We start from the raw sequence: 13,183 nt of genomic DNA on the forward strand, positions 1-13,183 counted from the left end.
ACCCGCGACTACCAGCCCACCGGCCTGCCACGAGGACCCCACAAAAGCGAAACAGGGTGACCCCCCGAGGGGTCACCCTGTCGCCGATGTCTTGAGAGATCACAAGGGTGGAGCTGAGGGGACTCGAACCCCTGGCCTCCTCCATGCCATGGAGGCGCGCTACCAACTGCGCCACAGCCCCGTTCGGAACAGCTCGGACAGCTTAACCGACACCCGGGCGATGCTCATAATCGCCCTCCGGGCTCGTGTGTCCCGGCCCATGTGTCGAACCGATGTCGACGTCCCGGTACAGCATATCCACTGCCGATCGGCATCGCCAACGGACTTGCACCCCGCAAAATTGATAGTTACTGTCAAATGACAGTAACTATCAATTTGGAGCATCCATGGCAACGTTCCTCTACCGGCTGGGCCGCTTCTCCTACCGCAGTCGCAAGCTCGTCGGCCTGCTATGGCTGGCCGTTCTCGTGGCCGCCGGCACGGGTGCCGCCACCCTGTCCGGCGCCACGTCCGACTCGTTCGCCATCCCCGGCACGGAGTCTCAGGAAGCCTTCGACCTCCTCGAAGAGCGCTTCCCCGAGGCCGATCTCAACAGCGCTTCCGCGCGCGTGGTGTTCCAGACACCCGAGGGCGAGACGTTCGAGGACCCGGACAACCGGGCGATCGTTGGCGACGTGCTCGACGAGATCGCCTCCGGACCCCAGGTGGCTCGCATCGACAGTCCCTACGACTCCGGCCTGATCTCCGGCGACGGCACGATCGCGCTCGCCGAGGTCACCTACACGGTCGATTTCTACGACGTCGTCGATCTCGACGACGAAGCCCGCGAGGTCCTGCACAGCGCAGCCGAGACGGGCCGGGAAGCCGGCATAACGGTCGAGCTGGGTGGCACGGTCCTGGAGGAAGAGCCGGAGATCAGCAACGAGCTGATCGGCCTCGCGGTCGCCGCCGTCGTGCTGCTGATCACGTTCGGCTCCCTCGTCGCGGCAGGTATGCCGCTACTCACCGGCATCACCGGCGTGGCGATCGGCGTCGCGGCCATCGCCGCCGGCACCGGCTTCCTCGATCTCGGGACGACGACGCCCATCCTCGCCACGATGCTCGGTCTCGCGGTCGGCATCGACTACGCGCTGTTCATCATGTCCCGCTACCGGCACGAGCTGGCCATCCGGCGCGACGGCGCGGAAGCGGCGGGACGTGCCCTGGGCACAGCGGGCTCCGCCGTGGTCTTCGCCGGTCTCACGGTCATGATCGCGCTGTCCGCGCTGTCCGTTGTCGGGATCCCGATCCTGACCGAGATGGGGCTGGCCGCCGCACTCACCGTCGGCGTCGCCGTCGTCATCGCGCTGACCCTGCTGCCGGCCCTCCTCGGCTTCGCCGGGCGCCGGGTCCTCTCCACGCGCATTCCCGGCCTGAAGGTCCGTGACCCGGAGGACGACAGCAGGCCGACGGCGGGTCGCCGCTGGGCCGGCTTCATCGTCCGTCGCCCGGTAGCCGTGCTGGCCGTCGCCGTCGTCGGGCTGGGAGTCCTCGCGCTGCCCATCCACGACCTGCGACTCGGAGTCCCGGACGAGGGCACGTACCCGCCGGAGACCACCCAGCGCCAGGCCTACGATCTCACCGCCGAGGGTTTCGGGCCCGGATTCAACGGTCCGCTGCTGGTCGTCGCCGATATGGCCGACGCCGCCAACCCCGAACAGACTGCCGGGGAGCTGCACGCGACGCTGTCCGAACTCGACGGCGTCCAGACGGCCACGCCCCCACAGTTCAATCAGGCCGGGGACACGGCCGTCATGAGTGTCGTCCCGCTCACCGGGCCGGACCACGAGGACACCGAGAATCTCGTCGAGACCACGCGACGTGAGGTCGGGGAGCGAGCCGAGCAGTCCGGCGCCGACCTCTCCGTGACCGGTTCGACGGCGGTCTTCATCGACTTCAACAAGAAGATGGGCGACGCGCTGCTGCCCTACCTGAGCGTGGTCATCGGGCTCTCATTCATCCTGCTCATGATCGTGTTCCGGTCGATCATCGTGCCATTGAAGGCCACGCTCGGATTCCTGCTGACCATCGGCGCGACGTTCGGCGCGCTCGTCGCCGTCTTCCAGTGGGGCTGGCTTACGGACGTGCTCGGAGTGCAGGAGACCGGCTCCGTCATCAGCCTGCTGCCGATCTTCATCATCGGCGTCGTGTTCGGCCTGGCCATGGACTACGAGGTCTTCCTCGTCACCAGAATGCGCGAAGAGTTCGTGCACGGTGCCCAGCCGGGATCGTTCGTGACCGTCGGGTTCCAGCACGGTGCTCGGGTCGTGGCCGCGGCGGCCATCATCATGATCAGCGTCTTCGGCGGGTTCATCCTGGGGGATGTCAGCGACATCGTCCAGATCGGCTTCGCACTGGCCGTCGCCATCGCGCTCGACGCCTTCGTCGTCCGGATGACGATCGTCCCCGCCGTCCTCGCCCTCGTGGGCTCCCGCGCGTGGTGGTTGCCACGCTGGCTGGACCGGATCCTGCCCAACGTCGACGTCGAGGGCGAACGGCTGTCCCGGTATCTACAGCGCGAGAACGATCATGTACCCACCACCGCCAGGTGAGGTGCCCCGATGTGGCGGATACTGCAGGCCGCGGCGAGAATCGGGACCATGACCGCATCCGGAGACACACACGCAGGTGGGCTGCGGGAACGCAAGAAGGCCCGTACCCGGGCGGCAATCCAGGACCACGCGTTGCGTCTCTACCTCGAACAGGGATACGCGGCGACGACGATCGAACAGATCGCCGAGGCAGCGGAGGTATCGCAGAGCACGTTCTTCCGCTACTTCTCGACCAAGGCCGAGACCGTGCTCTACGACCGCCTCGACCCCGTCCTGATGGATTCGCTGCTCAACCAGCCCGCCGAGCTGTCACCGCTCGCCGCCGTCCGCGCTGCGATACACCAGGTCCTCGACCAGCTCAAGCCCGACGAGCTCGAGCTCGAACAGACCCGGTGGCGTCTCGTCGCCCAGGAACCCGAGCTCCGATCCGCCCTCACGGATCACATAGCTCAACCCACCGCTCTGCTCACAGAGACGATCGCGCAACGAGTGGGGCGCGAGCCCGACGACATCGCGATCGTCATATGGGCAGGAGGGCTGATCGGTGCGATCTACGCCGCGTTCTTCGCCGCCCTACAAGATCCGGATGCGGACCTCATCGAGTACATCGACGGCGCCATCGCTCGACTCGAGGCTGGCTTGCCCCTGTAACGCCGCGTGGAGGCTAGCCCTCTTCGATCGCGACCGGGGTGGGAAGGGTGCCGGCGTTGTGCTCGACGAGGATCCACCCATCCTCGCCCTCGCGCAGCATCGACCACGAGCAGTTCGACAGCCCACCGATGTTGGTGAACAGTTTCAACGGCATGCCGATCAACGACGCGATACCCAGCCGCGCCGCGCCGCCGTGCGACGTCAGCACTGCTAGGCCGTCATTCGGTAGCCGTTTCGCTGCATCGTTCACCGCGGCGACCACCCGGTCGGCTACCTCCTGGCGGGTCTCACCACCACCGACCCGCAACAGCGGATCGCCCGAGCGCCAGGCCCGGTACTCGTCGGGCCACCGCTCGGCGATCTCGTTGGACGTGCAGCCCTGCCACTCACCCGCGTAGGTCTCGCGTAACCGGGTATCGAGCTCGACCTCGACACCTACCAGGGCAGCCAGCACCGCCGTCGTATCTCGCGTCCGTTTTAGATCGGAGGATACGAGAAGGTCAGGTTCGAGCGACGCCAGCCGGGCAGCCGAGTCACGCGCCTGTTGCCGTCCGCTCTCGTCGAGCTCCACGTCCGTCTGCCCCTGGAAGCGGCCGGTCGCGTTCCACTCCGTGCGGCCGTGCCTCCAGAGGACGATGCGCCGGGTCACTCCGAGGCCCCGTTGGCGCTAGGGCCGACGCGCACGCTGTCGGGAAGCGTGATGGTGGGGCAGTCCTTCCACAGCCGCTCCAGCGCGTAGAAACCGCGATCGTCGGTCTGCTGGATGTGGATGACGATGTCGACGTAGTCAAGGAGCACCCACCGGCCCTCACGTTCCCCTTCCCGCCGGACCGGCTTGGCGTCGAACCCGCGCAGCCGTTCTTCGATCGCATCGATGATCGCACGCACTTGCCGATCGTTCGGCGCCGAACAGACGACGAAAGCATCGGTAATGGCCAGCTGGTCGGAAACGTCGAAGGCGACGATGTCGTCGGCCAGCTTGTCTGCGGCCGCCTCGGCAGCGGCGACGACGAGTTGAACAGCGCGGTCGGTAGCTGGCAAATCGGGAAACCTTTCGAACGAACGTGCCCTCTGCGGATCCTACGTCTTCACGTACAACTGGCGCTTGTTGATGTACTGAACGATGCCGTCCGGCACCAGATACCAGATCGGCTCACCGGCGCCGACCCGCTCGCGGCACTCGCTCGACGAGATCGCCAGCGCCGGCACTTCCACCAAGGTCACCTTGCCTTCTGGCAGGCCGACGTCTGAAAGGACATGCCCTGGCCGCGTGCAACCGACGAAATGCGCGAAATCGAATAACTCGTCGACATCACGCCAGGACAAGATCTGCTGGAGCGCGTCGGCTCCCGTGATGAAGTACAGATCGTTGTCTTGCCCTCGCTCCCGCCGAAGATCGCGCAACGTGTCGACCGTATACGTCGGGCCGCCCCGGTCGATGTCGACCCGGCTGACGGAGAACCGCGGGTTGGACGCCGTCGCGATCACCGTCATCAGGTAACGGTCCTCGGCCGCAGCCACCTGGCGTTCCTCCTTCTGCCAGGGCTGGCCTGTTGGAACGAAGACTACTTCGTCCAAACCAAACCAGTGCGCGACCTCGCTGGCGGCCACGAGGTGACCGTGATGGATCGGATCGAACGTACCGCCCATGATCCCGAGGCGCCTGCGCCTATTCACCGGCACTCACTCCATGCTGCGCCCGAGCCCACGCGTTCACGCGAGCTGGCGACACGACGGGGAAGAGGGATCACCAAGCGGCCTCGCGGCACGATACGTCAGACATGCGGCCGACCCTTGCCGAACACGAGCGTGACCGTCAACAACATCATGAGAATGAGAAAGACGCCGATACCCCATCCTTCGGCCGGGAAACCCCCCTCATCGCCATGGACCTCGTCCGCCAAGAGCACGACCTTCTGCATGGGCCACACCTTATCGCAGGGGGTTGCCCAGGGAGTCCACCGACCTCGTCGGGCGGGCCCGTGGACGGGCCACCGGCACCTTACGCACGGATGTGTCCATCGCCGGTGACCACGTATGTGGTCGTCGTCAGCTCGGGCAGGCCCATCGGACCGCGCGCATGGAGTTTCTGCGTCGAGATGCCGATCTCAGCCCCGAATCCGAACTGCTCACCATCCGTGAAACGGGTGGACGCGTTCACCATCACTGCCGCCGAGTCGGTCGTCGACGTAAACCTCGTGGCCGCCGACAGGGAGTCGGTGACGATGGCCTCGGTATGCCCGCTTCCCCACCGGCGGATATGGGCGACTGCCTCATCCAGCGAGTCGACAATGCCAGCGGCGATATCCAGCGAGAGGTACTCGGCTTGCCAGTCCTCGTCACTCGCCGGGATCACGGAGGCGTCGTGGGCGCGCACGCGATCATCACCGTGGACGGTCACCCCGGCATCACGCAGTGCGCTCAGCGCGCGCGGCACGAACGCGTCGGCGACGTCCGCATGCACCAGCAACGTCTCCGCCGCGTTGCACACGCTGGGTCGATGCGTCTTGGCGTTGACGACGATGTCCAGCGCCTTATCGAGATCCGCCGCGGCGTCGACGTAGACATGGCAGTCACCCACACCCGTCTCGATGACGGGTACCGTCGACTCCTCGACGACGCTGCGGATCAAGCCCGCACCGCCGCGTGGAATCAGAATGTCGACCAGGCCACGTGCTCGCATCAGATGCTTGGCAGGCTCGTGCCCCTCACCCGGTACGAGCTGGACGGCGTCGGCCGGAACGTCTCCGGACTCGGTCGCACTCCGCAGGACGTCGACGATCGCGGCGTTCGACGACGCAGCACTGGACGAGCCCCGCAACAGCACCGCGTTGCCGCTCTTGAGAGCGAGCGCGGCGGCATCGGCCGTGACGTTGGGGCGCGCCTCGTAGATGATGCCCACCACGCCGAGCGGGACGCGGCGCTGGCTGATCTCGATACCGTTCGGCAGGGTGTAGCCACGGACCACTTCACCCACCGGATCGGGCAGCTCGGCGACCTGACGCATCCCATCGGCCATGGCCGCGATGCGCTTCTCGTCGAGCCGGAGCCGATCGATGATGGCTTCACTGGTGCCGTTCTCGCGTGCCCGGGCGACGTCCTCGTCGTTCGCCGCCGTGATCTGCGCGGTACGTGCCACGAGCGCATCGGCCATGGCCAGCAAGGCGGCATCCTTCTGCGCGCGGGCCAGGATGGCCAGATCAGCCGCGGCCGTACGAGCACGGTGGGCAACATCGAGCACGGAAGCTGCACGCTCATCTGTCATATGCCGCAGTCTACGCCGAATATGCCACCCGGTTCCCGGGAGATCACCCGGGCCGTTCGTGCTTTGGCGCCATCACGAGGTGTCCGGAAAGGGCGGCGCCGTGGGATGCCCGGAAGACATGGAACGAGAAATGGCAATTGCTAAAATGTATAATTAATTACGCGGATTAACATTTGAAATACATAAAGCTCTTTACCGCTCCGCAGCGTCCCGCTCGGAAGCGATTCGTGGACGCCCGGCAGTCATCGCCTGCAACGAGCTGGGCGTCGCCGCCGAGCCGGGGGCGCGCCCTTCGTGCGATGCATTGGCGCCTACGCCAAACCTGTCACCCGGAGCCCCCGTATCTCTCCCACAATCCATACCTTCCCGCTGAAGCGGAGGAGCGATGAGCACCATCACCCGAACCGTCACGGTTCACGTCGAGCCCATGCGCGCTTTCACCCTGTTCACGGCCGACATGGACGCATGGCTACCCCGCGACCCACACGCGTTCAACTATCCCGACCGTGCTGTCGGCGTTGAGCTCGAACCCGGCGTCGGCGGCCGCTGGAGGGAGATCTGGCACGACGGTCACGGCTACGAGATGGGCAGGGTGCTGGCGTGGGAACCTGGAGAGCGGCTGCTGCTGACGTATCGCCACCGTAGCCTGCCAGAAGATCTGCTCACCGAGATCGATATCCGGTTCGACGCCGTGCCGCGCGGCACCCGCGTAACCTTCGAACACCGGGGGCTGGAACGCCTGCCGGTCAAGGCTCTCCACGAGTGGTCCGGCCGGGCCTGGCGCCGTTTCATGGCAGCATTCGCCGCACATGTCGCAGGTGGGCACGCACATCACACTCACGAGGCCATCACTGTCAACCCGATGAGCACGCAAGCGGTGACCCCGATCCTGTTCTACGCCGACGGCATCGCAGCGATGGACTGGCTAGCCCACGTATTCGGTTTTGTCGAGCACACGCGGTGGCTCAACGACGACGGCACGCTCGCCCGCGGCGAGATGACCATCGGTGACGGCGTCATCATGCTTGCCAGCGGCTGGGCGGAGTACGAGTCACCGCGCTGGCATCGAGAACACTGCACCGCGGCAGCGTCGTGGTCCAAACCGGCATGGGTCATCAACGGTGTCCTGGTGCGCGTTCCCGACGTCGACGAGCACTACGCCCACGCGGTGTCCGCGGGCGCCACGATCCTGTCCGAACCCGAAGACAGGCCTTATGGGCGCAGCTACCGGGCCGAAGATCTGGAAGGTCACCGCTGGATGTTCGAGAGCCCAGCCGTGGCGTGACCGGGCATCTGGCCCATGCCCAACGCCCGAACCACGTGGCCCATACCGAACGCTCGAACCACGTGGCCATGCCCAACGCTCGAACCACGTGGCCATGCCCAACGCTCGAACCACGGCTGTCCGGCGGACGTGCTGGCATGTTCGAGGGTGTGTCGAGGACAGCGTCGGGTTCGGGTGGGGTTTGGGTGGGGTTGGAGCCCGCCATCCGGCATGTCTACCAAGGATCCGAGTTTGGCTTGACTCGAACATGTATTCGAGCTAATCTCTTCATTAGCTCGTTTTTACATATGTTTAGCTACGTTTACATCAACACCCGGGTTGACGTCATCAGGGCGAGGAAAGGGGGTGGCGGCCATGTTGAACCCGCCAGCACCGCCACCCGCCGAGGGCGAGCCACCGCCTGGCCGGTACGGCGAACACCACGGCGCGGCTGCCGGTGATGACGCCACGGCTGCTGGTCATGACGCCACGGCTGCTCGTAACGGCGCAGAGTCGCTGTCGTGCATCCTCGCCAGCGCCTCGCCGGGTCCGGGTCTAGCCGCCGTGTTGAACGAGGTCGCCGTGGATCAGGTCTCGGGCCACGACACGGTGTCGGTGATGACGGCTGCCTATCAGCAGGCCAATCATGCGCGGGCGGTGTTCCTGCAGGCGTTGCTCGAGACCGGGATGCGCCAGCCTGGTTCTGTGGAGACGGTGAGCCGCGTCGAGGTGCCGCACGAGTTCGCCGCCGAGGAAGCTCGTGTCGCGCTGGCCTGGTCACGCCGGCGCGCCGATACGACCTTCGAGTTGGCCTTCGACGTCCACCATCGCCTGCCGGTACTCGGGCACGCCATGCTGCGCGGCGAGCTGGACGAGGCCCGCGCACAGGCGTTCACCCAGTGGACCAGCGGACTCGCCGACGACGATGCCGCACAGATCTGCGCCGAGCTTCTGCCGCAGGCCGCCACGCTCACCGTGGGCCAGCTCATCGACCGGATCAAACGCCGCGCGCTGGCGATCGACCCCGACTGGGCCGAGAAACGCTACCGCAACGCGATGCGCCAGCGCCGAGTCGTGGGCAGTCGAAACGAGGACGGCACCGCCAACCTCTGCGGGCTCGACCTGCCCGTCAATCGCACTGCCGCCGCAAGCGACCGCGTGGACACCCTCGCCCGCGCCTGCAAGCGCTCCGGCGACACCCGCCCCATCGCCCACATCCGCACCGACATCTTCCTCGGCATGCTCGACGGCACCCTCGAACAACTCACCACCGACGAAATCATCACCCACATCCTCACGCACCCCTTCACCACCGACACCCACGAAGCTGACAACACCGGCGGCGATGAAGACACCGGCGGCGACGGCGACCCGGATGACCCCAACCCAGATGGCACCGACGGACCGACCCGTCCCACTGGTCCCGGCGGTACGGGTGGTCCCAGCAGTCCCGGCGGTACGGGTGGTCCCAGCAGTCCCGACAGTACGAGTGGTCCCAGCAGTCCCAGCGGTACGAGTGGTGTCAGCGTGCCCCACCCGGACAACCCCGCCGCCCGTGCACCTGGCGCCCGTGAATCTGGTGCTCACCCCGACGGCGGCTCGCCAGATGTCCCGGTAGAGCCCACCAACCCGGGCTCCACCGACACGGGCTCCACCAACCCGGGTGCCACCAACCCGGGTGCCACCAACCCGGGTGCCACCGACACGGGCAACAAGGGCGTGCACCCATCACACGCCGACATGCCCCCAGCCGAACCCGCCACCGAGGCCACGCCCGCAACCGGGGCGAACAGCTGGCCCGTGCGTGAACTACGTGTCGAGCTGAGCACCCTGCTTGAATTCAACGATCACCCGGCCGAACTTCCCGGATGGGGATACATCACCGCGCCCCTGGCCCGAGAGGCGGTCACCACCCTGTTCGCAGCCGAATGGCGCTGGATCATCTGCGACGAGCGCGGCCAGCCCGTCGACCACGGCATCACCACCCGGCGACCCGGCCCGCCCGGGCAAGGCCGCCCGGCACGACAGCATTCCACCCGCCGGGGCATCGTCGAACTTCACATCACACACACCGACCTGGACACGCTCACCACCCCGAACACGCATAACTCGGGCTGGCATGCCGTCGTGACCGACATCCTGGAACAGCACACAGCCAGCACGAGCACCACCGGCAGGAGCACCACCGGCACGAGCTCCACCACCGACCACGATGTGCGCCGCCGCACTGCCACAGCAGGGGTGCGCCGTTTGATCGAGATCCGCGACCGCCACTGCGCGCACCCTTCCTGCCGCATGCCCGCCACCCGCACCGACCAGGACCACACCATCGATCACGCCGCCGGCGGGCCGACCATCGCAGCCAACCTCGTCTCCCTGTGCCGGCACGACCACCGCCTCAAACACCACGGCGGCTGGCACACCCACCAACCCGAGTACACCCTCCCCCGCCATGCCCCATCCGGGCACGCCCCACCCGAAGCCGGGACTCTCATCTGGACCAGCAGCCTCGGGCACTCCTACACCAGCAAACCCCCACCAATCATTCCCGAGCTCCCCCGGTCACGAGCCCGCCCCGCCGCGGCGAGCTACCATGCAGCGAACCCGACGCATCCCGCCCACGTCTGGCGTCGCGCCAGCAGGCGCGGCCGGACGCTAGCATGCGGATGTCACGGTAGCTGCGCCTGCGGCCCGATCATGCCGGCCCGGCCCACAACATCGACCCGGCACGGCACCAGAGCACCCACGCAAGCCTCGGCAGCGACGTCCACGATCTCGCCAATGCCCGAGGACGATATCCCGCCCTTCTAGCTCAACCGATCGCTCGCAGACGCGGAAGCAACGACGCCACCTGCTCCGCTTGCCGTTCAGCGGTTCCGCCCATGGTGATCATGACGATATCGCTCACACCGGCCTGCGCGTATGCCTCGATCTGTGGAATCACGTCTTCGGGCTTGTCCGGGAGCCGGAGCTGGACGGTCCGCCGGATCTCGGCGGGGTCGCGTCCAACCTCGGCACAGTGCTGATCGAGGACGGCGGACAGGTCCGCGATGTCCTCCGGAGTGCCGAAGGCAGCGTTCCAGACGTCCGCGTAGCGAGCGACGATACGCAGGGTACGTTTCCGGCCGATGCCGCCGATCCAGATCGGCGGGTGTGGCTGCTGCACCGGCTTGGGCTCGGCGATCGCGTCGTCGAGCTGGTAGTGCTGGCCCTCGAAGGAGGTCCTCGGCGTGGTCCACAGCGACCGGATGATCTGGCAGGCTTCTTCGAGGCGGTCCATCCGCTCCTTGACCGTGCCGAACTCCAGCCCCAGCATCGTGTGTTCGTTCTCGGCCCAGGCCGCGCCGAGGCCGAACTCCAGCCGGCCACCCGACAGGTGATCGACCGTCACGGCCATCTTGGCCAGCACCGCAGGGTGACGGTACGTGTTTCCCGTGACCATGCAGCCGATACGGGTGCGTGTGGTCGCCTCGGCCATCGCCGCCAGATGGGTCCACGCTTCGAAAATGTCGCCCGTGGGGTCCGCGCCGAGTGTGGCGAGGTGGTCCATGTTCCAGCAGTGATCGAAGCCTTCGTCATCGGCGATCCGCCACACCGCCCGGTATTCGTCGATGCTCGCTTTCTGGCTGAGTTTGAGTCCGTATCGCATGTTCCAGTCTTACCCGGCGGCGCATGATCCGGCCCAGAGCCGCGACACACCGCGTGCCGTTGGACGCGCCGTGCTTCCGTTCCGTGCCGGATGAACGATGCCCCCAGGGCAAATCAGCACCCTGACGGGTGATTCCCCGTAGATTGATCGCTGACTGGTGATGAAGTCCGTGGCGACCGTTTCCCGACGCTCGATGAGTACGGATTCGGGGAGGCACGGACGATGTCGCAGCCGGAGAGGCTCGTTTCCAGCCCCGTCGGCCCTGGGAGGCGCAGAAGAACGATGAACAACGGACCGGACGAAACCGGAGAGAACGTGTTCGCCACCCACGCCGATCGGCACTACCGCGAGATCTATCGCGCGGCGTGGCGGACGGTAGCGGTGAGTTCGGCGGTCGTCATAGCACTCGGGCTCCTGAACGCGTGGATCGATTTCCTGGATACGATCGGCGGCGACACCGACCGTCCTCAGTTGATCGTCTCGCTGTCCGTCGGTGACGGTTTCTCCGTTCTCGGCGTCCTCTCTGCCGTCGTCATCGCCCTGGTCGTCGAGGTCGACCGATCCTCTGCGGCTGTCCGGAGCCTGAGCGCCAGAGACGACGCCGGCGGCGAAGATGGCATCCGCGATGAGCGGGACGCGGACCGACCCGGCACCGACCAACCCAGCACCAGCGAGCCAGACACCGACCAACCCGACACCAGCGAGTCGGGTACCGGCGAGGCAGGCACCGACGAACCCAGCACCAGCGAGCCAGACACCGACCAACCCGACACCAGCGAGTCGGGTACCGGCGAGGCAGGCACCGACGAACCCAGCACCGGCGAGCCAGACGTACACGCCGCAGAGCTGAGCGAGTATACGGTTCGCCTGACGATCGCACGCACCGCGAGCGGCATCGTCGGTTACCTGGCGACGATCTGCGGCCTGCTCGTGCTGTTCACCGACAGCCCGGATGCGCTCAACGTCCCTTCCTTCTTCGTCGTCGCCAGTGCCATCCTCGTGTTCCTGTTCACCCTGAAGATCAGCCTCACGGCGTTGAGTTCGGAGGACGTTCTGCGCACGCTCGATGTACGGGCAAGGGCCTGGCGACGGCAACGAGTCCGGGACAGGCTGCAGGCACTACGGGCCGACCCGGGGCACAGCCCGGGACGAGCTGACTTGTGGAAGCACGTCCTGGCCGAGTTGTGGCTTCCCGGCGAATCCCAGCTCCGTGCCGTCACCCGACGGCTCTTGCTCACGGCGGCCCGGCGTCGTTCCGTCGAGATTCTGGTACTCAGCCTGCTTCCGCTGGCGATGGCCGTAGCGCTGACCGCGTGGATCTCCGGATACTGGCCCGGCGTCCTGGGGCTGGGGGTGGCATGGTTCGGCTTCATGTGGTGGATCATCGTCAAGATCTCCCGGGACGCCTACTTCGGCTATCGGGCCGGGCCATCACTGGAATTGCTCTTCGCTGGCTTGATCGGGAGTTCTCTGAGCGCCCTGGCCGGCATCAACCTCGCCACGGGTGCGAGTTCGTGGGGCACGTTTCTCACGGGCATCCTGGTGGCCGTCACCCTCATCGGTTACATGGCAGCCACGCTGGGATGGCTCCTGCTGTCGACGGTCGGTGCGTTCGGCGAGCACCGGATGACCCGCCGTCTCGTCGGGGCGCTCGAGAAGAGGCTCGGCGAAGATGAGAGCAGGGACCGGGAACGTTCCGGACGGGGACGACGCCGGCGGGCGGGGAATCCGGATCCTGGGATGCCGTGACCCGGGCGCAGGGC

11 protein-coding genes and 1 tRNA gene are annotated in these 13,183 nt (G+C 66.6%); 5 read left to right on the plus strand and 7 right to left on the minus strand.

Features of this window, described 5'->3' with window-relative positions:
* Positions 1-108: 108 nt before the first annotated feature.
* Positions 109-181 (minus strand) — tRNA-Ala (locus DPM12_RS09550).
* A gap of 205 nt (positions 182-386) precedes the next feature.
* On the opposite strand from DPM12_RS09550, the gene DPM12_RS09555 reads away from it, so the two are divergent.
* Both DPM12_RS09555 and DPM12_RS09560 read left to right on the plus strand, forming a co-directional pair.
* The gene (locus tag DPM12_RS09555; protein ID WP_112258097.1) at positions 387-2,591 is read left to right on the plus strand and encodes an MMPL family transporter; all 2,205 of its coding nucleotides are present in this window, start codon (positions 387-389) and stop codon (positions 2,589-2,591) included.
* Between the two features lie 48 nt (positions 2,592-2,639).
* Positions 2,640-3,242: an acyl-CoA-like ligand-binding transcription factor gene (locus tag DPM12_RS09560; RefSeq protein WP_112258243.1), complete on the plus strand. Its 603-nt coding sequence runs from the start codon at positions 2,640-2,642 to the stop codon at positions 3,240-3,242.
* A gap of 13 nt (positions 3,243-3,255) precedes the next feature.
* Here the strand turns inward: DPM12_RS09560 and DPM12_RS09565 are convergent, their stop codons facing one another.
* From DPM12_RS09565 to DPM12_RS09580, 5 genes are all read right to left on the minus strand, one after another.
* Complete coding sequence (locus tag DPM12_RS09565) at positions 3,256-3,891, minus strand: histidine phosphatase family protein (RefSeq protein WP_112258098.1); 636 nt, start codon at positions 3,889-3,891, stop codon at positions 3,256-3,258.
* Positions 3,888-4,283 (minus strand): ribosome silencing factor, encoded by a 396-nt coding sequence (gene rsfS / locus DPM12_RS09570; RefSeq protein ID WP_112258099.1) that lies wholly within the window; start codon positions 4,281-4,283, stop codon positions 3,888-3,890. The genes DPM12_RS09565 and rsfS overlap by 4 nt, the downstream gene beginning before the upstream one ends.
* Positions 4,284-4,322: 39 nt before the next feature.
* On the minus strand, positions 4,323-4,919 hold the full coding sequence (nadD, locus tag DPM12_RS09575) for a nicotinate-nucleotide adenylyltransferase (protein WP_245951240.1): 597 nt from the start codon (positions 4,917-4,919) through the stop codon (positions 4,323-4,325).
* 98 nt (positions 4,920-5,017) lie between these two features.
* Positions 5,018-5,164: a hypothetical protein gene (locus DPM12_RS23160; RefSeq protein WP_158542837.1), complete on the minus strand. Its 147-nt coding sequence runs from the start codon at positions 5,162-5,164 to the stop codon at positions 5,018-5,020.
* Positions 5,165-5,244: 80 nt separating this feature from the next.
* Positions 5,245-6,507, minus strand: coding sequence for a glutamate-5-semialdehyde dehydrogenase (locus DPM12_RS09580; RefSeq protein WP_112258101.1), 1,263 nt, complete (start codon positions 6,505-6,507; stop codon positions 5,245-5,247).
* Positions 6,508-6,892: 385 nt separating this feature from the next.
* Here DPM12_RS09580 and DPM12_RS09585 point away from each other — a divergent pair, with 385 nt between their 5' ends.
* Together DPM12_RS09585 and DPM12_RS23565 are read left to right on the plus strand one after the other, a co-directional pair.
* Positions 6,893-7,792, plus strand: a complete 900-nt coding sequence (locus tag DPM12_RS09585; RefSeq protein ID WP_112258102.1) for an SRPBCC domain-containing protein — start codon at positions 6,893-6,895, stop codon at positions 7,790-7,792.
* Positions 7,793-8,146: 354 nt separating this feature from the next.
* Positions 8,147-10,582, plus strand: a complete 2,436-nt coding sequence (locus DPM12_RS23565; protein WP_211658734.1) for an HNH endonuclease signature motif containing protein — start codon at positions 8,147-8,149, stop codon at positions 10,580-10,582.
* 1 nt (position 10,583) lies between these two features.
* On the opposite strand, the gene DPM12_RS09605 is transcribed toward DPM12_RS23565, so the two are convergent.
* A complete protein-coding gene (locus tag DPM12_RS09605) occupies positions 10,584-11,420 on the minus strand; it encodes an LLM class F420-dependent oxidoreductase (protein WP_112258104.1) in 837 nt (278 codons plus the stop codon).
* Between the two features lie 282 nt (positions 11,421-11,702).
* On the opposite strand from DPM12_RS09605, the gene DPM12_RS09610 reads away from it, so the two are divergent.
* Positions 11,703-13,169, plus strand: a complete 1,467-nt coding sequence (locus DPM12_RS09610) for an ICP22 family protein (protein WP_112258105.1) — start codon at positions 11,703-11,705, stop codon at positions 13,167-13,169.
* The last annotated feature ends 14 nt before the right edge of the window (positions 13,170-13,183 follow it).

Origin of the sequence: Phytoactinopolyspora halophila, from assembly GCF_003287285.1 — a bacterium.
Lineage (GTDB): Bacteria > Actinomycetota > Actinomycetes > Jiangellales > Jiangellaceae > Phytoactinopolyspora_A > Phytoactinopolyspora_A halophila.

Bases quoted from the DNA above. Each gene is read 5' to 3' on its own strand.
- DPM12_RS09555 (WP_112258097.1), top strand. From the start codon at position 387: ATGGCAACGTTCCTCTACCGGCTGGGCCGCTTCTCCTACCGCAGTCGC.
- DPM12_RS09560 (WP_112258243.1), top strand. From the start codon at position 2,640: ATGACCGCATCCGGAGACACACACGCAGGTGGGCTGCGGGAACGCAAG.
- DPM12_RS23160 (WP_158542837.1), bottom strand. From the start codon at position 5,164: ATGCAGAAGGTCGTGCTCTTGGCGGACGAGGTCCATGGCGATGAGGGG.
- DPM12_RS09580 (WP_112258101.1), bottom strand. From the start codon at position 6,507: ATGACAGATGAGCGTGCAGCTTCCGTGCTCGATGTTGCCCACCGTGCT.
- DPM12_RS09585 (WP_112258102.1), top strand. From the start codon at position 6,893: ATGAGCACCATCACCCGAACCGTCACGGTTCACGTCGAGCCCATGCGC.
- DPM12_RS23565 (WP_211658734.1), top strand. From the start codon at position 8,147: ATGTTGAACCCGCCAGCACCGCCACCCGCCGAGGGCGAGCCACCGCCT.
- DPM12_RS09605 (WP_112258104.1), bottom strand. From the start codon at position 11,420: ATGCGATACGGACTCAAACTCAGCCAGAAAGCGAGCATCGACGAATAC.
- DPM12_RS09610 (WP_112258105.1), top strand. From the start codon at position 11,703: ATGAACAACGGACCGGACGAAACCGGAGAGAACGTGTTCGCCACCCAC.